The following is a 19073-nucleotide window of genomic DNA, read 5'->3' as shown; positions in this document are numbered from 1 at the left end:
GGGCCTCTCGGTGCTCCGAGCACCGCCCCCAGCTGCTCCCGCATCCCATGCGTCACTCCCGCACCGCCCCCGCCGCACCGCCCTGCGGGGGATCTTGACGGCGGGGATGTTACCGGTAACACTTCGAGGGTCCCAGTCACGGAGAGGCGGATTCCGGCGTGCCCGCATCATCGACCGCGCAAGAGGTGAAGCCCGGCCGGCCGGCCCCGGACAGCAGGGTGTTCAGCCCCGCCGCCGTGGTCGCCTCCTGCGTCGGATTCGTCCTCATCGGCGCGCTGCAGGCGCTCTACGGGCCCGCCGTCCCGGCCTTCCGCGACGACTTCGCGCTGTCGCCCTCGGCCGCCGGTCTGGGGCTCAGCGCCCACTTCGTCGGCGGGGTCGCCGGCGTCCTGCTCTTCGACCGGCTGTACGGGCGGCTGGGCAACCGGCGGCTGCTCGGCGGCTCCCACCTGCTGATGGCGCTCGGCGCGGCGGGGTTCGCGCTCGCGCCGAACTGGCCCGTCGCCCTCGTCGCCGCACTGCTCGCCGGACTCGGCTTCGGTGGTATCGACTACGGCCTCAACCAGCTCTTCTCCGTCGGCTTCGGCCACCGCTCCACCGCCATGCTGAACATCCTCAACGCCCACTTCGGTGTCGGCGCGATCCTCGGTCCCGCCCTGGTCGCCGTCGTGGGCGCCGAGCACTACCCGGCGCTCTTCCTCGCCTTCGCCGCCGCCAACCTGCCGCTGCTGCTGTGTCTGCGCGGCGTACGCGACCAGGTGCCCCAGCCGGCCTCCGCCGCGACCGAGGTGTCCGACGCGGTCGACGCCCCCGGCCCGGCGGCGGGCGGCTCGCCCCTCACCCGCAGCCTCGGCTCGGTGCTCGCCGTCTTCGTCGCCCTGTACGTCCTGCACGTCGGCATCGAGGCCGGCGTCGGCGGCTGGGAGCCCACGCACCTGGAGACGGTCGGATACGGCGCCGGTGCCGCCGCGACCGCCACCTCCGTGTACTGGCTGATGATGACGGCCGGCCGCTTCCTGGTGGCCCCCCTCGCCCTGCGCCACGCACCGCAGACGATCATCACCGTGTCCTGCGCCGGCATGACGGTCTGCCTGCTGCTGGCCTCGGTGCCCCCGCTCGCCCCGTACGCCTACGCCGGAGTCGGCCTGTTCATCGCCCCGATCTTCCCCACCGGCCTGCCCTGGCTGAACGCGGCCGCACCCCGGGCCCGCCGGGCCGGAGCGCTCGTCATCGCCGCCTCCATGACCGGCGGAGTGGCGGCCGGCCCGGCGCTCGGCAAGGCCATCGAGTGGTCCGGCGTCCGCGCGGTCCCGCTGCTGCTCGGCGCCGTCTCCGCCCTGTGCCTGCTGGCCACGCTGTGGCTGATCCGCGCCACCCGCTCCGACCCGCCCTCCCCGTGGACACGGTGCGGGCGCCCCTCGCCCGCCCCGCCCCGGACACCCGGGGCCGCCGTCCTCCCCGCCCGTACGCCGGAACCGCCCTGCCACCCCGTACACCCCGCCGAAGGGAAACAGCCTTGAGCACGCCCGCTCTGACCACGACGTCCGACGGTTTCCTCCTGCACGGTGAACCGTTCCGGATCATCTCCGGCGCGATGCACTACTTCCGCATCCACCCCGACCTGTGGGCCGACCGGCTGCGCAAGGCCCGGCTGATGGGCCTGAACACCGTGGAGACGTACGTCCCCTGGAACCTCCACCAGCCCGACCCCGACAGCCCGCTCGTCCTCGACGGGCTGCTCGACCTGCCCCGCTATCTGCGCCTCGCCCGCGCCGAGGGCCTGCACGTCCTGCTGCGCCCCGGCCCGTACATCTGCGCCGAGTGGGACGGCGGCGGCCTGCCCTCCTGGCTGACCTCGGACCCCGACATCCGGCTGCGCTCCAGCGACCCCCGCTTCACCGCCGCCCTCGACGGCTACCTCGACGTCCTGCTGCCCCCGCTGCTGCCGTACATGGCGGCGAACGACGGCCCGATCATCGCCGTCCAGGTCGAGAACGAGTACGGGGCGTACGGCGACGACACCGCGTACCTCAAGCACGTCCACCAGGCGCTGCGCGCACGGGGCGTGGAGGAGCTGCTGTTCACCTGCGACCAGGCGGGCTCCGGCCACCACCTGGCCGCCGGCAGCCTGCCCGGTGTCCTGTCCACCGCCACCTTCGGCGGGAAGATCGAGGAGTCGCTGGCGGCACTGCGGGCCCACATGCCCGAAGGGCCCCTGATGTGCTCGGAGTTCTGGATCGGCTGGTTCGACCACTGGGGCGAGGAGCACCACGTCCGGGACGCGGCCAGCGCCGCCGCCGACCTCGACAAGCTGCTGGCCGCCGGCGCCTCCGTCAACATCTACATGTTCCACGGCGGCACCAACTTCGGCTTCACCAACGGCGCCAACCACGACCAGTGCTACGCCCCGATCGTCACCTCCTACGACTACGACGCCGCCCTCACCGAGTCCGGCGACCCCGGTTCCAAGTACCACGCCTTCCGCGAGGTCATCGCCCGCCACGCGCCGGTCCCCGAGGAGCCGGCCCCGGCGCCCGCGCCGAAACTCACTGGCATCACCGTGGAGTTGGACCGCCGGGCACCGCTGCTGCCGTACGCCACCGGTCTCGGCACCGCGGGGGAGCGCACCGAACACCCCGTCACCATGGAGGAGTTGGGGCAGCGCTCCGGCTACGTCCTGTACCGCACCACCCTTCCCGAGGCGGGCGACAGCCTGCTGCACTTCGACGGCGGGGTGGGCGACCGCGCCCAGGTCTTCGTGGACGGCGCCCCCGTCGGCGTACTGGAACGCGAACGCCACGACGAGACCCTGCCCCTGCGCGTCCCGCACGCCGGTGCCACGCTCGACGTCCTGGTCGAGAACATGGGCGGCGTCAATTACGGCCCCCGCATCGGCGCCGCCAAGGGCCTGCTCGGCCCGGTCACCTTCAACGGCACCGCCCTGCTCGGCTGGGACACCCACCGCCTCCCGCCGGCCGACCTGTCCACGGTCCCCTTCGCCCCGGCCGACGCGGCCCCGGTCACCGTCCCCGCCTTCCACCACGGCACCTTCGAGGTCGACACCCCCGCCGACACCTTCCTCTCGCTGCCCGGCTGGACCAAGGGACAGGCCTGGATCAACGGCTTCCACCTCGGCCGCTACTGGAACCGGGGCCCCCAGCGCACCCTCTACGTCCCGGGTCCCGTCCTGCGCCCCGGTGCCAACGACCTGGTCCTGCTGGAACTCAACGCCACGACCAGCTCCCGCGCCGCGTTCACGGACACACCGGACCTGGGGCCGGTGAAGCCCTGATGACGCCGCCGCACCGGGTGCGCCTCCCGGCACCCGGCGCCCCCCCGCCGCGCGGCCGGCTCCCCTTCGCCGACGCCCCGGACGCGCCCGACCCCATCGAGGTCAACAGCCGTTGGCTGACCCGGGGCGGCCGTCCGTGGTTCCCCGTCTCCGGAGAGTTCCACTACAGCCGCTACCCGGCCGGGGAGTGGGAGGAGGAGCTGCTGAAGATGAAGGCGGGCGGGGTCACGGTCGTCGCCGCCTACATCATCTGGATCCACCACGAGGAGACCGAGGGCCGCGTCCGCTTCGACGGCGACCGCGACCTGCGGCGCTTCGCGGAACTCTGCGCCCGCCACGGCCTGGACCTGATCCCCCGCATCGGCCCCTGGGTCCACGCCGAGGTCCGCAACGGGGGCCTGCCCGACTGGGTCCTCGACCGCACCGACGCCCCCCGCACGGACGACCCGGCCTACCTCGCCCCCGTACGCACCTGGTACGCGGCGATCGCCGGGCAACTGCGGGGCCTGGACCGCGCCCACGGCGGTCCGGTCGTCGCGCTCCAGATCGAGAACGAGCTGTACGACCAGCCGGGCCATCTGCTGACGCTGAAGCGGACGGCCCAGGAGGTCGGCCTGTCGGCCCCCCTGTGGACGTCGACGGCCTGGGGCGGGGTGCGGTTGCCGCCGGACGAACTCCTGCCCCTGTACGGCGGTTACCCCGAGACCTTCTGGACCGAGGCGGACGGCGGCTGGCCCGACACGTGCCGCAAGCACTTCTTCTTCACCCACCAGCGCGACGACGAGGGCATCGGCGCCGACCTCCGACCGACGACGGCACGCGACGGTGACCGGGCTGAGCCGACGGACGGATTCCCCTGGGCCACCTGCGAACTGGGCGGCGGCATGGCGGTGGCGTACCACCGTCGGCCCCGCGTCGACGCCGCCGACGTCGGCGCCCTCGCCCTCACCAAGATCGGCTGCGGCTCGGTCTGGCAGGGCTACTACATGTTCCACGGCGGCACCAACCCGCCGGGGGAGCGCACCACCCTCCAGGAGTCCCACGCCACCGGCTACCCCAACGACCTCCCCCTCCTCACCTACGACTTCCAGGCCCCCCTCGGCGAGTACGGCCAGTACCGCCCCTCCTACGACGAACTCCGCCTCCAGCACCTGCTGCTGGCCGACTTCGGCCATCTGATCGCCCCGATGGCCTCCGCCCTGCCCGAGCGGCAGCCGGCGAGCCAGGACGACCGGGAGACCCTGCGGTGGGCGGTCCGGGGAGACGGCCGGTCCGGCTTCCTCTTCGTCAACAACCACCAGCCGCACGAGCCGTTGCCGGACCGTCCGGGGACGACGTTCACGGTGGAGTTCCCGGACGGACCCGAGGGGTCGCCGTCCGGGGCGCTGACCCTGCCGAGCGAACCGGTCACGATCCCCCGAGGGGCCTACTTCTGCTGGCCGTTGCGGCTCGACCTCGCCGGGCTGCGGCTGGACTGGGCCACCGCCCAGCCTCTCTGCACGGTCGACGACGGCCGTGGCCGTACGATCCTGGTCCTGGCCGCGACGGACGGGATCACCCCCGAACTCGCCCTGGACCTCCGTACCGTGGCCACGGTCTCCGTGCCGTCGGGCGAGGCCACGACGGTGGGCGACCGCGTCCTGGTGACCGGGCTGCGCCCGGGCACGGACGCCCTGGTCGAGGTCGACACCACCGACGGCGGCTGGGTCGCCCTCCTGGTCCTGGACGCGGCCACGGCCCGCACCGCGTACCGGGGCCGGGCCTGGGGTGCCGAGCGGCTCGTCCTCGGTGAGGCCGGCGGCGGGGTGGTCTTCGACGCCCACGTGGACGAGGTGCGGGTCCACAGCACGGCCTCGGAACCGTCGTTCGCCGTACTGCCCGCCCCCGAGCGCGCTCCGGTGGCGACCGGGACGGTGGTGAAGGAGGCGGCCGACGGGGTCTTCGTCCGTTACACGGTGGTGGCGGACGACGAGGGTCGGCGCGGGTCCGGCGCACTTCCGGTCACGCTGATCCGGCCCCCGGGCGAGGCACCCCCGGTCACGACGGGTGTGCAGGGGCGGGCGAGCGTGCCGGCCGACGAGCACTTCGACTCGGTGGCCGCCGAGTACGGCATCGCAACTCCGGACGACGCGCCGCCCGGCACCCTCCTGCGCGTCCACTGGACCGGTGACGTCGCCCGCGCCCACGTGGGCGGCCGTCTCGTCGCCGACCAGTTCTACTCCGGCCGCGTCTGGGACATCGGCCTCGACCGGCTGCCCGCGGACGTGGCGCGGTCGGAGGGACTGCGACTGCGGGTGTTGCCGTTGCCGGCGGGGGCCCCGGTACACGTACCGGGCCGAACGGGTGCCTGCGCCATCCCGGCGGAGATCACCCGAGTCGAGTACGTCACCCCCCGAACCTGGCCGCTGCGCCCCGGCTGACCTCGTGGGGTCCGTGGTCGGGTGCGGGCGAGCGGGGGCTGCTCGCGCGGTTCCCCGAGCCCCTGAAGGACACGGCCCCTGCGGGCCGGAAAGACGATGACCGCGCGGGCCTGGACGACGACGGCGGGGCCTGAAAAGCAGCGGGCGCAGCCCCTGCTTTTCAGGGGCGCGGGGAACTGCGCGACAAGCCCCCACCGGACCGGCAGCTGGGGGTCGAAGGGGCGCAGCCCCTGGGGGCTGGGACGGGTAGGGGCGGCGGGGGCGAAAACCCCGGGCCCCCCGGACCTATCCTGTGGCCCACACAGAACACGACAGACCGGACGACAACCCTCCGCAGACAAGGAAGAAGCCGCATGCCCCGCAGCACCACGGACGGCAACGCGGCCGAACCCCCCGCCAAACCCACCCGAGGCCGCAGCCGCCGCAACTTCGCCGGCTCCCGCCCGGTCATGGACGACGTCGCCCGCCTCGCCGGCGTCTCCAAACAGACCGTCTCCCGCGTCCTCAACGACAACCCGGCCGTCCGCCCGGAGACCAGACAGGCCGTGCTGGAAGCCATGCGCACACTGGGGTACCGCCCCAGCCGCAGCGCCCGCTCCCTGGCCAGCGGCCGTACCCGCATGCTCGGCGTCATCTCCTTCGACGCCGCCCGCTACGGCCCCGCCTCCACCCTGACCGCGATCAACACGGCGGCCCAGGAGGCGGGTTACCTCGTCAGCTCCATCGCCCTCGACACGGCGGACCGGGACACCGTCGTGGAGGCGGTGGACCGGCTGTCGGCCGAGGGCGCGGACGGCATCATCGCCATCGCCCCCCAGCGTCCGGTCGCCACCGCGCTCGCGCGGGCACGCCCGGACACCCCGCTGGTGATGCTGGACAACGGCCTCGGCGACGGCACCCCCGTGGTCTCCTCGGACTTCACCGCGGGAGCCCGGCTGGCGACCGGCCATCTGCTGGGTCTCGGCCACCCCACGGTCCGGCACATCGCGGGCCCCACCGGCTGGACCTCCGCCGACCGCCGCGCCGAGAGCTGGCGCGAGACCCTGGCGAGGGCCGGCGCGCGTGTCCACGAGCCCCTCGTCGGGGACTGGAGCGCCGACTCCGGCTACGCGCTGGGCCGGCGGCTGGCGGCCGACCCGGATGTCACCGCCGTCTTCGTCTCCAACGACCAGATGGCACTCGGCCTGCTGCGCGCCCTGCACGAGGCGGGGCGCCGGGTCCCGCAGGACGTGAGCGTGGTCGGCTACGACGACATCCCGGAGGCGGCGCATCTGCTGCCGCCGCTGACGACGATCCGTACGGACTACTCCGCGATCGGCACGATGGCGCTGCGCCTGCTGGTGCGGCAGTTGGACGAGCCGGGGGTTCTGGGGCGGGACTCGGTGATTCCTGTCGAGCTGATCGTTCGGGACAGTACGGGGGCGGCGGGGTAGTTCTCGGTCGCCTGGGGGGCCTTCGTGGGTCTTCGGGCGGCTGCGGGTGCGGTGGGGGCCGGCCGCTCAGTTCCCCGCGCCCCTGACGGGGCGCGCCCCTGGACCGGCGTCGAGAGCCGAGCCAGGGGCACACCGTCCTACCTCAGGGCTTGCGTGCGATCGCCCCGTACATCGCGATGTCCTCGTCGCGGATGTTCTCCTCGCCCGTGCCGTCCGGGTGCCACTTGTGGACCTGGACGATGCCGGGCTCGACGAGTTCGAGGCCGTCGAAGAACTCCTGGGCCTCGTCGATCGTGCGCAGCCGCATGGGCATGTCGCGCGCGGCGTACTCGCGGGCGACGCGGCCCACCTCCTCCGGGGCGAACTCGGCGGTGCCGATGGTCATCGCCAGGTAGCTGCCCGAGGGGAGGGGTTCGAGGAGGCGGCGGACGATACCGACCGCGTCGTCCTCGTCCAGCACGAAGTGGACGATCGCGATCACGGTGAGCGCGACCGGCTTGCCCAGGTCGAGGGTCTCCGCGAACTCGGGCGAGCCGAGCACGGTCTCCGGGTCCTGGAAGTCGGCCTCGATGTACGCGGTCCTGCCCTCGGGGGTGCTGGCCAGTAATCCCTGGGACAGGGTGAGGACGATCGGGTCGTTGTCCACGTAGACGACCCGGGACTCGGGGGCCACCGACTGGGCTATCTCGTGGAGGTTGGGGGAGGTGGGGATGCCGGTTCCGATGTCGAGGAACTGGCGCATGCCCGCCTTCTCGGCGAGCCAGCGCACCGCGCGGTTCATCCAGTCGCGGTTGGCGCGCATGTGGACCGGCAGGGCCGGCCACTCGTGCGCCATCGCGTCACCGGCCTCCTTGTCGGCCGGGTAGTAGTCCTTGCCGCCGAGGATGTAGTCGTAGATACGCGCGGAGTGCGCGTGCTCGGTGTCGATCCGGTCGGCCGGCCATCCGTTGTCGGGCAACGCCGTCCCTCCCATCAGGTCGTGTCGTACAGATAAACGGTCGGACAGGGCCAGGGGTTCGACGGACGACAGAACCCGACGGCCACACAGGTGGTGCGTCAACGAGGCGCGGCAGCAAGCAGGTCAGAGCAGGAAGTCGGCCTCGCCCGCCTTCACACCGGCCAGAAAACTGGTCATCTCACGGGGGGTGAACAGTAGCGCCGGCCCGTCCGGGTCGGTCGACTGGCGTACGGCGACCCGGCCGTCGGCGAGCTTCTTCACCTCCACGCAGGCACCGCCGGCGTCGTCGCTCCAGGGGCGGTGCCAGTCCTGCTTGCCGAGTTCGCGGGCGGGCATGCCGTTGCGGACGCCGTTGTGTACTCCGTCGGGTATGGGGTGGTGCACGTCAGAGCTCCTTGCGTAGCGCACCGAGGAGGGCCTCGGTCTTTCGGGCGGGCGCCGACTGCGCGCCCAACCGGTCCAGGGCCTCGCGGTAGACGACGACGTCGTCGCCCTTGTCGAGATAGACGGCGCCCACCAGACCGTTGAGGTAGACGATGTCCGGCAACTCGGGTGCCCTGAAGCGGAAGAGGTGGAACGCACCGGCCCGCATCGCCGGATGCGGGCCGTTGTGGAACGGCATGATCTGGACCGTCACATGGGGCAGCCGGTTCAGCTCGATCAGGTGGTCGATCTGGGCGCGCATCACCTCCGGTCCGCCGACCGGCCATCTGAGCACGGTCTCGTCCATCACCACCCACAGCCGGGGTGGCTGGGGCCGGGTGAGGAGTTCCTGGCGCCGCATCCGCAGCGCTACCCGCCGCTCGGTGTCCTCGGTCGCGGCGTGCGGATTACCGGCGCCGAGCAGGGCGCGGGCGTACTCCTCGGTCTGGAGCAGGCCGTGCACGAACTGCGCCTCGTACGCGCGGATCTGGAGCGCCGCCTGTTCCAGGCTGAGGTAGGCGGCGAACCAGTCGGGCAGTACGTCGCGGTAGGTGTGCCACCAGCCGCGTTTGTTGGCCTCGCGGACGGACTTCAGGAAGGTTTCGATCTCCTGCTGGTCCCGCACACCGTAGATCTGGAGCAGTTTCTCGACGTCCGGGAGGCGGAGCCGGCCGACCTTGGCGGCTTCCAGGCGGCGGATCGTGGAATGGCTGACTCCGATCGCCTCACCGGCCTGTTCGAACGTGAGTCCGGCGCGCGTGCGCAGCTCCTCCAGCTGTCTGCCGAGGATCATGCGCAGGACGGAGGGGGCCCCACCCCACTCGGTCTCCCCGGTCACGCCCACCACCCCCTCACGCCGAGCACTGAGGTCATGTCGCACTGCCTTACAGGTCTTGCGCGCTTTCCTTCAAGGGTTGCGCGTTGTTGTGCGAGTCGCTTCGAGAGCGCAGTCTGACACGATCTTGGCTCGATCGGTGACGACATGCGACCCGCAAAATGCAAATTTCAACTTGCTGGTTGCGAGGTGTTGTTCGCGGATGCCACAGTGGACGTACCGTCACGGCTTCGGCGAACACCGGAGCCGCGCGGCCAGGTTGGGGGAGATGTGGCCGCAACTCAGCGCTGTCCGTCATGAGTTGCCACAGCTCGCGGCGTACGGCGAGACGGCCGTGGCACCGGCTCCCCTCCGGTGCGAAGGGCCAACGAAAGGCTTACGGCGATGGCTCCGCCCACTCTCCCCCCCTCCACGGACCGGTTAGCCCCGACCATGTACCCACCCCTTGGAACAGAGACGTACGAACCGCACAGAGCGGGCGTGTTCGGACTGCCGGCGGTGCCCGCGTCGGCGGGCGAGGCGCGCAGAACCGTGCGCGAGCTGCTCGGTGAGTGGGGGGTGCCTCCGGAGACGGCTGAGGACGTCCTCCTGATCACGTCCGAGCTGGTCACCAACGCGTTGACCCACACGGACAGCGAGTGGATCGTGTGCCGGCTGCAGTACACCGGCCGTCGGCTCCGCATCGAGGTCGAGGACCAGAACAGCGGTCACGCACAGCCTGCCCGGCGTCGTCCGGGCCCCGACGACCAGAACGGGCGTGGGCTCATGCTGGTCGGCATGCTCAGCAGCGACTGGGGGGTGCGCGACACCCCACAACGGTCCGGTCGTGTCGTCTGGGCAGAACTGCCGTCGGAGGGCCGGGAAACCCCCGAGCCCGCCCCTCCGACGGCTCCGCACGAGAACGGGGGTTTCCCCATGGCCGACCCGTCCTGGACCTAGGTCCCGTCCCGCCGCGAGGCTCCCGGCCCGCTCCCACCCGCGCCGGCGGGTGACCGGCGTCCCGCTCCGGTCACCCGCCGGCCTGCCCGCACGTACGCTGCCTCCACAGTCAACCCCTCGCCGCTGGAGGCATGTTGCGCACCGAGTCCGAGATCGACGTCCTCGTGCTGGGCGGCGCGGGCGTCGACACCATCGTCTACGTCCCCGAGCTGCCGCTCCCGTTCGCCGACAGCCATCTGGTACCGGCCATCGAGACCCGGGCGGGGCAGACCGGCGACTTCCTGGCGGTGGCCGCGCACAGCCTGGGCCTGCGGACCCACCACCTCGACCTCCTCGGCGACGACCACGAGGGCGACCTGGTCCGCGCGCTGCACCGGGAGCGCGGCATCCCGCTCACCGAAGGGCCCCTGCCCGGCGGCACCCGGCGCGCGGTGAACCTGGTCGGCCCCGACGGCCGCCGCTGCTCGCTCTACGACGGCAGCCGGAGCCAGGAGGTGGACGAACTGCCGCCGGACACGGTCCGGGCCCTGGCCGGGGTCAGCCGTCACGTCCACGTGTCCATCAGCCGGCCGTGCGCGGCCTCGCTGCCCCTGCTGAACGAGCTGGGCGTGCCCGTCTCGACCGACCTGCACGACTGGGACGGCGTCAACCCGTACCACGAGACGTTCGCCCACGCCGCCGACCTGGTCTTCCTGTCGGCGGCGGGGCTCGCGGACCCGGAGCGGACCATGCGCCGGATCACCGAGCGGGGACGCGCCCGCACGGTTGTCGCCACGGACGGGGCCCGGGGCGCGTACCACCTGGTCGACGGCGAACTGAGCCATGTCCCGCCGGTGACCCCGCCGACGCCGGTCGTGGACTCCAACGGCGCCGGGGACGCCTTCGCGGCGGGCTACCTCTTCGGCCGGCTCACCGGCGAACCGCCGCGCCGCTGCGGTCTCTACGGCGCGATCGCGGGCGCCTTCGCCTGCACCGTCCCCTCGACCCGCACCGACGCCATCGGCCGTGCGGACCTCCTCGCCCGAGCGGGGGGACCGGTTCGCTGAGCCCGGGCCCGGCTCCCCGGCCGGCCCCTCAGCCCGGCCGGAGGCCCGCCGCCACCAGCCGGGCCTCCATCTTCCGGCGGGCCGCCCCGAGCACGGCCAGCAGGAGTTCCCTGCTGGACTGGCGCTGGCGGACGTCGCAGAGGAGGACCGGCACGGTGGGCGCCAGGTCGAGCGCCTGGCGGACCTGCTCGACGTCGGCCTCGCGACGGCCGTCGAAGCAGTTGACCCCGACCGCGAAGGGGATGGAGCGCGACTCGAAAAAGTCGACCGCGGCGAAGGAGGCGTCCAGCCGCCGGGTGTCGGCGAGGACCACGGCCCCGAGGGCGCCGCTGCACAGGTCGTCCCACATGAACCAGAAACGGTCCTGGCCGGGCGTACCGAAGAGATAGAGCACCAGTTCGGGGGAGACGGTGATGCGGCCGAAGTCCAGGGCGACGGTGGTCGAGACCTTCTGCTCCACACCCCTGAGGTCGTCCACCCGCCGGCCGGCCGCGCTGATGTGCTCCTCGGTCGCCAGCGGGGTCACCTCGCTGACCGCGCCGACCATGGTGGTCTTGCCGACCCCGAAGCCACCCGCGATGAGGATCTTCAGGGCGGTGGGTACGACGGTCTCGGAGCTGACGGACACCATCCATCACCCTTTCGACGAGTTCCGGGCCCGGCCGCAGCGGCGGCTCACGCGTCCTGCACGTAGTCGGACGGGGTCTCCGCACGGGGCGCGGCGCTCAGGTACTTGCCGACCTGCTTGACCAGGGTGCCCATCTCGAACGCCATCATCCCGACATCCACCTCCTCCGAGGCGATCGCGGCCAGCCGCGCGCCCCGGCCCGCGGCGGTGACGAAGAGGAACGCCCGCTCCATCTGGATGACCGTCTGCTGGACCTCACCGCCGTGGAAGTGGCGGGCCACACCCCGGGCCAGGCTGTACATGCCCGAGCCGACCGCGGACAGATGCTCGGCGTCGTCGAACCGGATGTCCTTCGACTTGCCGATGAGGAGGCCGTCCCCGGACAGCACGATGGCGCAGCGGATCTCGGGTATGCGTTCCACGAGCCCGTCCAGCAGCCAGTCCAGTTGGGGACCGGTTCGTACCTGCTCTGTCATGTCCTGCGTGTTCCTCACGGTCGGTCGGCGCCGGGGTGGGCGCCGGTTCGTCGGGGCGCCGGGGAAGCGCCCGTCAGGCGGCGTCGGGGCCGGGCCGTGGTGCCGGTCGGCCGTCGGTGCTGTCGGTGTCGTCCGGTCCGGCGAGCCGGGCGCGGTCCGAGCCGTGCCGGATCGCCACCATGGCGCGCGCCAGGGCGGCCGGGGAGAGGGTGTCGTCCGTGTCGTCGTGCGTTCCGTGGACCTCGGCCGTGTCCTCGACGGTCCGGGGCGCGGAAGGGGTGCTCCGGGGCCGGCGGGGCAGGCTTTGGTGGAGGGGCGGGGCGGCGGCCTCGGTGCGGGGTGTGTCACCGCTCATCGTGGCCACCGAGTCGTGTCGCGCGTGGCGCCGATGCGGGGGAGGGTGCCTGGCATCTGCTTCCTCGTACGACAGCGAACGTCCGATGGCGGTGGGGGCGCCGCGAGCTGTCCGGCGGCCCCCGTGCTCCGGCTGGACACACCGTCGGCGGATGTCAGCGGGCGGACGGAACGGTATCAGGACCCGAGCCCCGTCGTCAGCATCCGCCGGACCGTGACCTGGCGTCAACTCGGCGGCCGGTAACGCTGATTGGCGGTGACTTCGGAGTCGGCCGGGGCGGGCTCGGGGAGGTCCGGCGGAGCCGCCGCTTCCGGAGGCTGCGCCGAATGAATACTTGTCGACACGGCAGAGCCTCCGAATCAGCACGGTCCGGCCACATTCGTCACCTGCTGAAGTGGCTTGAAATGTATGGCACCCTGATCAAACCTGCCCGGACGGCGTGTCAGTTTGGTATTTGGGGGTGCACAGCGTGGAGGGAAGGCCTGTCTCGGCGGGTGTGCCTGGTGATCTGGCCGATGCGTGCCCGAGTTCGGGTCGGGGCAACCGTGCAAGTTCGGCTTGGAAAGTATCAAAATGTGGACAACACCCCTTTCCTATCTCACATTTACGTTCAGATTTCAACGGTCAATCTTTCGGCCAAACCCTCTAAACGATCTTGGCGTTAGAGGTTGATTTGTAGACCATGTTGCAGGTCGGCCCGTCTCCCACCGGAACCACGGCTGACGCACAGCCACCGCGTCTCCCCCGGGCGCGGGGTAACGCTCAGAAGGGCACGGCGTGGAACACGTCTTCACCACCCAGGAACACGAGGATCTACGGCAGCGCGTACGGGAGTTCGCCGAGCGTGTGGTACGCCCGCTGATACCCGAGATGGAGGCCTCCCGCACCGCACTGGTGGGGCTCTCCCGGCAGATCGCCCAACAGGGCTGGATCGGCGCCACGATCGACCCGGTCTACGGCGGCATGGGCGCGGGCCACCTCGCCAAGACCGTCATCATCGAGGAACTGTCCCGTGTCAGCGGCGCGATGGGGGCCATGGTCCAGGCCTCCCAGCTGGGTGTCGCGAAGATCGTCCACTTCGGCGACGACAGCCAGAAGAGGCACTGGCTGCCGAGGATCGCCGCGGGAGAGGTGCTGCCGACCATCGCGGTCACCGAGCCGGGGTCGGGGGGCCACGTGGCCGGCATGGAGAGCAGCGCGGTCCGGGACGGCGACGACTACATCCTCAACGGCCGCAAGATCTTCGTGGGCAACAGTCATGTGGGTGACGTGCACGGTGTCGTGGTCCGCACCGGTCCGGGCTCCCGAGGCATGACGGCGTTCCTCGTCGAGTCCGACCGGCCCGGCTTCTCCCTCGCCGAGCAGGTGCCCTCCATGGGGCTGCACGGGTTCAGCTTCGGGGAGCTCGTCTTCGACAACTGCCGGGTGCCGGCCGCCAACCGCCTCGGCGAGGAGGGCGAGGGACTGGCCGTCGCCTACTCCTCGTCGGTCCTCTACGGCCGTCTCAACCTGACGGCGGTGTCCCTGGGCATCCACCAGGCGGTGTTCGAGGAGACCGCCCGGTACTGCGGCGAGACACAGCGCTACGGCAAGCCGCTGGGACACCTGCCCAACATCAAGATCGAGCTGGGGCGCATGCTGCAACGCCTCACCCTCGCGCGGCAGAGCGCCTATCTCGCCGCGCATCTGCTGGACCAGGGGCGGCCCTGCGACGTCGAGCTGATGTCCGCGAAACTCTTCAACGTCGAGTCGTCCATCGAGTCCGCCCAGGCGTCCGTCAAGATGCACGCGGCCTGCGGCCTGTTCACCGACCGCCCGTTGGAGCGCTACCTGCGCGACGCCTTCCACATCTACGCGCCCGCCGGCACGTCGGAGATCCAGGGCCTGAGACTGGGCGAGTTCGCCCTCGGCGAGAACAAGGGCCAGTGGTCCGAACGCCTCGCCGACCTGGTCCGCACCCCACCGACGGAAGCACGGGAACCGGCACCGGACCCGGTCCCGGTCGGCGAACTGGTCTGACTCCCGGCCGGTGGGTCCCGGGATCGCCGGCGGGGGTACATCCGTGATGGTCCGGGCCGGGTGCCGTCGAGGTACCGTCTGCGCTCGGTTGCGCCCCGGCCTCGGTCGCGCCCGGGCCTCGGTCGCGCCCGGGATCTCCGTCCCGTCCGGCCCCGTTCGCGTCCGGGACGGAGAAACCGCGGACACGATGGCGTGTCCGCGGCTTTTCGTCGGGGTGGGTGCTCGGCGGTCCGGACCGACTCGACCCGGTGGACCGCCGGCCGGGGCTCAGTGGCCGGCGGCGATGGCGTGGATCTGGTCGGACATCTCCTGGGCCATGTGCTTGATGATCTCCAGCCGCTGCCGGCCCCACGTACGGGAGTCGGTGTCGACGACGCAGATCGTGCCGAGGTTGATCCCCGCAAGGGTGTCGACCAGCGGCGCGCCCATGTAGGAGCGGATGCCGATCTCGTCCACGACCGGGTTGCCCGCGAACCGCGGGTAGTCGCAGACGTCGTCGAGCACCAGCGCCGCGGTCCGCTTGACGGTGTGCGGGCAGAAGCCGTGGTCCAGGCGCATCTCCCGGCTCATCGAGCTCTCGCTCACCAGCCCCTGCGCGATGTTCACGGGTCCGGCGTCCGGCGTGTAGAGCCCGGCGAAGAACTGGCGCTTGTCGTCGACGAAGTTGACCATCGCGTACGGCGCGTCCAGCTCCAGGGCCAGTCGGCGCGCGAACGCGTCGAACTCGGCCCGGGGGGTGTTGGCGAGCCCCAGCTGGGCGAGCCTGGCGGCGCGTTGCGGGCCGCCCGGATCCTCGGGGGTGAGGAGCAGGCGGTCGAGCGGTGGTTCATAGGAGGAATAGGGGCTGTTCATCGGGACTCCGTTCGAGGTCGGCCGAGTCGGGGGAAGGATCAACGGAGCACGGGTGGCTCGTACGTCGCCACGCCGGGTGTCATGCCGAGCAGATGCTGCACGAGTTCGACGAGCACACCCGTACCCGAGCTGCAGTGCCGGGCGTCGCAGAACACGATCGGCGCGTTGGACTTCAGGCCGATGGCGTCGCGTACCTCCTCGACGGAGTACTGGTAGGCCCCGTCGAACTCGTTCACCCCCACGACGAACGGGATGCCGCGCACCTCGAAGAAGTCCACCGCGGGGAAGCACGCGTCGAGCCTGCGGGTGTCGGCGAGCACCACCGCGCCCAGTGCCCCGTCGGACAGCTCGTCCCACATGAACCAGAACCGTTCCTGCCCGGGGGTGCCGAACAGATACAGGACGTGCTCCGAGTCGAGGGTGATCCGTCCGAAGTCCATGGCCACGGTGGTGGTGGACTTCTCCTCCACCCCGTCGAGACTGTCGGTGCGGACGCTGGCCGTGGTGATGACCTCCTCGGTGCTCAGCGGAGCGATTTCGCTGACCGCCCCCACGAAGGTCGTCTTGCCCACCCCGAACCCTCCCGCCACCAGGATCTTCAGGGCGGTCGGGAAGGGGTCAGAGCCGTGCGCGTAGGCCATTGAGCACCGCCTCCAAAACATTTCGGTTGGCGGCGGAGGCCGCCTCGACAGCACGGGGCGCCCGTGCGGTGAGCGCCTCGTGCTGCACCAGGTCGGACAACAGGACTTTGGTGACGGCGATCGGGAGGTTCATCCGCGCGGCGACCTCGACCACCGGCACCGGCCTGAGGCACAGGCCGAGCACCAGGTCGTGGTCGGGGCCGAGGTCGGCGACCGGCCGGACGCCGGTGGCCATCACCAGGGTGAGCAGGTCGAACGACGTCGAGGGTCGAGTGCGCCCGTTGCTGACGGTGAACGGCCGGACTAACCGTCCGGCCTCCTCGTCCAGGAACAGCTCGTCCGTCATTCGCGTCACATCCCCGCGCCGGACGGCGCGTTGGGCCGGCGGGCAGGTGTGGCGAGGAACGGCTGCACGGCCCGGATCAGCATGCCCATCTCGTAGCCGAGCGTCTCGGTGTGCGTGGTCGCGTCCGCGGTGACCGCCAGCACGGCGCCGTGGCCCGCCGAGGCCACGATGAGGATGCCGTTGTGCAGCTCCACGATGACCTGCCGGACGGTGCCGCCGTTGCCCAGCACCCTGTCGTGACCGAAGGAACGGCCCAGGGAGTTGAGCCCGGAGGATATCGCCGCCAGCCGGTCGGCGTCGTCGGCGCTCAGGTCGACGTGTGCCTTGCTCAAGCCGTCGGACGACAGCAGCAGCACCTGCCGGGTGCCGGGCACGGTCTTCTTGAGGTTCTCCAGCAGCCAGTCGATGTTCTGTCCGGTGGGGTGGCTATCGCTCACCATGGTGGGGTTCTTCTCCTTGCGGTCGGGGCGGGGCCCAGCGCGCGTCGTCGACGGGGATCGCGTCGGAGGTCGCGCCGGCGAGACCGAAGCCTCGGTTGATTCCGGCCAGGAGGCCGGGACTGAAGGTGAGGTCCTGCTCGTGGGTCTCGGGACGCGGCGGGGGCCCCTGACGCAGCTCGGGCGCCAGGTGCTCCATCGCCCGGCGCTTGGGCAGTACGGGCCGGGCGGGCCCACCGGACCCGTGCGGGGCGGCGACCGGACGCTCGTAGCCCGACGAGGGCCGGTACTCGGACCGTACCTCGGAGACGGGCTGCGTCCGCTCGTGCCGGGCGGCCGCCGGGGGCGGCACGGGGGCGGCCGCCCGCTGCGGCACACCGGCCGGGGGACCGGCGTGGGCGGCCGGGGCGGGCATCGGGCGACCCGCGTGCGACGGTACGGCGCCGGGCGGCGTCGCGTGGGACCGGGCGTCCCAGGCGGGCCCGGACGGCTGCCCCGGGTGCGGTGCGGCCGGACGCGCCTGGACCGGTGTCTGCACGGGCGCCTGGACGGGTATCTGCCCCTCCTCCTCGCCCAGCAGCCCCTGCGGGAGCACCAGGATGGCCTGGACACCGCCGTAGATGTTGCCCTGCAGCTGGACCGCGATGCCGTGCCTGCGGGCCAGGGAGGAGACCACGAACAGTCCGATCCGGCCGTCGGCGAGCAGCTTGGCGACGTCGATGCGGGCCGGGTCGGCGAGCAGCGTGTTGATCCGCTCCTGGTCCTCCTGGGGGATGCCGAGGCCGCGGTCCTCGACCTCGATGGCGATGCCGGCGGTCACCCGGCGGGAGCGCAGGAGGATCTGGGTGTCCGGGTGGGAGAACATGGTGGCGTTCTCGACCAGTTCGGCCAGCAGGTGGATGACGTCGGCGACCGCGTGGCCGCGCAGGGTGCCCTCGATGGGCGGCACCAGCTTGACGCGGGAGTACTGCTCGACCTCGGCGATGGAGGACCGCAGCACCTCGGTCAGGGTCACCGGGTTGGTCCACTGGCGGCGGGAGATCGCGCCGCCGAGCACCGCGAGGTTCTCCGCGTGCCGGCGTATTCGGGTGGCCAGGTGGTCGATGCCGAAGATGCGCCGGAGCAGGTCCGGGTCCTCGACCTGGTTCTCCAGATCGTCCAGCTCACGGATGGTGCGGTGGACGAGCGACTGCAGCCGGCGGGCCAGGTTGACGAAGACCTCGACCTTGTCGCTGCTGTCGTCGGAGGCGGACTGGAAGTAGCTCGCCGCCCAGACGAGGGCCTCCCGGGCGCGGTGCTGGGCCTCGGTGACCTCGTACTCCAGCTTCTGGTACGGGTCCTCGGCGCGCGACGCCTGGTAGGCGAACCCGCGCGAGAGCAGGGACTCGCCCCGCTTGAGCCTGGTCAGGTCCTCGTCGAGGGCCCAGTTGCCGGTCGTGATGGTCTGCCGCAGCTTCTCGGCCCGCTTCGCGTCCGACCTGGCCCGTGACCTGGCCGCCATCACGGCACCGGCCAGACAGCCGCACCCGAGGACCGCGCCGCCCGCCAGCACACCCCAGGTGGCGGCGTCGGCGGTGCCCTCCTGCAGTCGCAGGACCGTGCCCGTGACGGCGGTGGATATTCCGGCCATGAGGGCGGCGGGGAGGACGGCGAGGCGGGTCAACCGTGGCTGGGTGGCGGAGGAGTTCGCGGAATCCGACGCCCCGGTCTTTCCGTGCCGGTGACGAGACGGGGGAGTCGTCGTGTCCGGCCGACCGTGTTGCGGGGGCGTCGCGAAGGGTGGGGGTTCAGGCATCGGAGTCCTCTCGATCAGCCAGTACGCGACAGAGTAGCGAAGAACGTCAACCAGCTGACCAGCGGTCCTGGACGCTCGGGGATGGTCTGTCACCTGAGATGCCGTCAGTGGCGGCAAGGGTCTGCGACGCCTTTTTACCGTCAATTCACGAGGCGGCGCCCCAGCAGTTCTTCACACC

18 protein-coding genes are annotated in these 19073 nt (G+C 71.8%); 7 read left to right on the top strand and 11 right to left on the bottom strand.

The window, feature by feature from the left end; genetic code table 11:
* The first annotated feature begins 158 nt into the window (after positions 1-158).
* The 4 genes from ACWCRJ_RS21780 to ACWCRJ_RS21765 all read left to right on the top strand — a co-directional run bounded on the left by ACWCRJ_RS21780 (position 159) and on the right by ACWCRJ_RS21765 (position 7145).
* Entirely contained in the window at positions 159-1520 is a 1362-nt protein-coding gene (locus ACWCRJ_RS21780) for an MFS transporter (protein ID WP_450940821.1), read from the top strand.
* Positions 1517-3292 (top strand): glycoside hydrolase family 35 protein, encoded by a 1776-nt coding sequence (locus ACWCRJ_RS21775; RefSeq protein WP_450940820.1) that lies wholly within the window; start codon positions 1517-1519, stop codon positions 3290-3292. The genes ACWCRJ_RS21780 and ACWCRJ_RS21775 overlap by 4 nt, the downstream gene beginning before the upstream one ends.
* Positions 3292-5712: a beta-galactosidase gene (locus ACWCRJ_RS21770; protein ID WP_450940819.1), complete on the top strand. Its 2421-nt coding sequence runs from the start codon at positions 3292-3294 to the stop codon at positions 5710-5712. Before ACWCRJ_RS21775 ends, ACWCRJ_RS21770 begins: the two co-directional genes overlap by 1 nt.
* Positions 5713-6065: 353 nt before the next feature.
* Positions 6066-7145 (top strand): LacI family DNA-binding transcriptional regulator, encoded by a 1080-nt coding sequence (locus ACWCRJ_RS21765; protein ID WP_450940818.1) that lies wholly within the window; start codon positions 6066-6068, stop codon positions 7143-7145.
* Between the two features lie 142 nt (positions 7146-7287).
* Here the strand turns inward: ACWCRJ_RS21765 and ACWCRJ_RS21760 are convergent, their stop codons facing one another.
* The 3 genes from ACWCRJ_RS21760 to ACWCRJ_RS21750 form a co-directional block, all read right to left on the bottom strand.
* Positions 7288-8103, bottom strand: coding sequence for an SAM-dependent methyltransferase (locus ACWCRJ_RS21760; RefSeq protein WP_450940817.1), 816 nt, complete (start codon positions 8101-8103; stop codon positions 7288-7290).
* A gap of 123 nt (positions 8104-8226) precedes the next feature.
* Positions 8227-8487, bottom strand: a complete 261-nt coding sequence (locus ACWCRJ_RS21755) for a DUF397 domain-containing protein (RefSeq protein ID WP_005481932.1) — start codon at positions 8485-8487, stop codon at positions 8227-8229.
* A gap of 1 nt (position 8488) precedes the next feature.
* Positions 8489-9364, bottom strand: a complete 876-nt coding sequence (locus tag ACWCRJ_RS21750) for a helix-turn-helix domain-containing protein (protein WP_450940816.1) — start codon at positions 9362-9364, stop codon at positions 8489-8491.
* 477 nt (positions 9365-9841) lie between these two features.
* Here ACWCRJ_RS21750 and ACWCRJ_RS21745 point away from each other — a divergent pair, with 477 nt between their 5' ends.
* Together ACWCRJ_RS21745 and ACWCRJ_RS21740 are read left to right on the top strand one after the other, a co-directional pair.
* Positions 9842-10300, top strand: a complete 459-nt coding sequence (locus ACWCRJ_RS21745) for an ATP-binding protein (protein WP_450940815.1) — start codon at positions 9842-9844, stop codon at positions 10298-10300.
* A gap of 131 nt (positions 10301-10431) precedes the next feature.
* Positions 10432-11346, top strand: a complete 915-nt coding sequence (locus ACWCRJ_RS21740; RefSeq protein ID WP_450940814.1) for an adenosine kinase — start codon at positions 10432-10434, stop codon at positions 11344-11346.
* 28 nt (positions 11347-11374) lie between these two features.
* Here the strand turns inward: ACWCRJ_RS21740 and ACWCRJ_RS21735 are convergent, their stop codons facing one another.
* From ACWCRJ_RS21735 to ACWCRJ_RS21725, 3 genes are all read right to left on the bottom strand, one after another.
* Positions 11375-11977, bottom strand: a complete 603-nt coding sequence (locus ACWCRJ_RS21735) for a GTP-binding protein (protein ID WP_450940813.1) — start codon at positions 11975-11977, stop codon at positions 11375-11377.
* Between the two features lie 44 nt (positions 11978-12021).
* Positions 12022-12450, bottom strand: a complete 429-nt coding sequence (locus ACWCRJ_RS21730) for a roadblock/LC7 domain-containing protein (protein WP_020114192.1) — start codon at positions 12448-12450, stop codon at positions 12022-12024.
* A gap of 73 nt (positions 12451-12523) precedes the next feature.
* A complete protein-coding gene (locus ACWCRJ_RS21725; protein WP_450940812.1) occupies positions 12524-12805 on the bottom strand; it encodes a hypothetical protein in 282 nt (93 codons plus the stop codon).
* A gap of 777 nt (positions 12806-13582) precedes the next feature.
* Between ACWCRJ_RS21725 and ACWCRJ_RS21720 the strand changes: the two genes are divergently transcribed.
* Positions 13583-14824: an acyl-CoA dehydrogenase family protein gene (locus tag ACWCRJ_RS21720; protein ID WP_450940811.1), complete on the top strand. Its 1242-nt coding sequence runs from the start codon at positions 13583-13585 to the stop codon at positions 14822-14824.
* A gap of 267 nt (positions 14825-15091) precedes the next feature.
* Here the strand turns inward: ACWCRJ_RS21720 and ACWCRJ_RS21715 are convergent, their stop codons facing one another.
* Genes ACWCRJ_RS21715 through ACWCRJ_RS21695 form a run of 5 tightly spaced genes read right to left on the bottom strand, consistent with a single transcriptional unit; the run spans position 15092 to position 18895 of the window.
* On the bottom strand, positions 15092-15676 hold the full coding sequence (locus tag ACWCRJ_RS21715) for a GAF domain-containing protein (RefSeq protein WP_450940810.1): 585 nt from the start codon (positions 15674-15676) through the stop codon (positions 15092-15094).
* A gap of 38 nt (positions 15677-15714) precedes the next feature.
* Complete coding sequence (locus ACWCRJ_RS21710) at positions 15715-16317, bottom strand: GTP-binding protein (protein ID WP_059079807.1); 603 nt, start codon at positions 16315-16317, stop codon at positions 15715-15717.
* A complete protein-coding gene (locus tag ACWCRJ_RS21705) occupies positions 16295-16663 on the bottom strand; it encodes a DUF742 domain-containing protein (protein ID WP_005481943.1) in 369 nt (122 codons plus the stop codon). Before ACWCRJ_RS21705 ends, ACWCRJ_RS21710 begins: the two co-directional genes overlap by 23 nt.
* Before the next feature lie 5 nt (positions 16664-16668).
* Entirely contained in the window at positions 16669-17103 is a 435-nt protein-coding gene (locus ACWCRJ_RS21700; RefSeq protein ID WP_046919249.1) for a roadblock/LC7 domain-containing protein, read from the bottom strand.
* Positions 17090-18895 (bottom strand): sensor histidine kinase, encoded by a 1806-nt coding sequence (locus ACWCRJ_RS21695; RefSeq protein ID WP_450940809.1) that lies wholly within the window; start codon positions 18893-18895, stop codon positions 17090-17092. The genes ACWCRJ_RS21700 and ACWCRJ_RS21695 overlap by 14 nt, the downstream gene beginning before the upstream one ends.
* Between the last annotated feature and the right edge of the window lie 178 nt (positions 18896-19073).

Source organism: Streptomyces sp. NPDC002324 (assembly GCF_053593335.1).
Note: the sequence above shows the minus strand (reverse complement) of the source record. Positions and strands in the feature narration are given on the sequence as shown.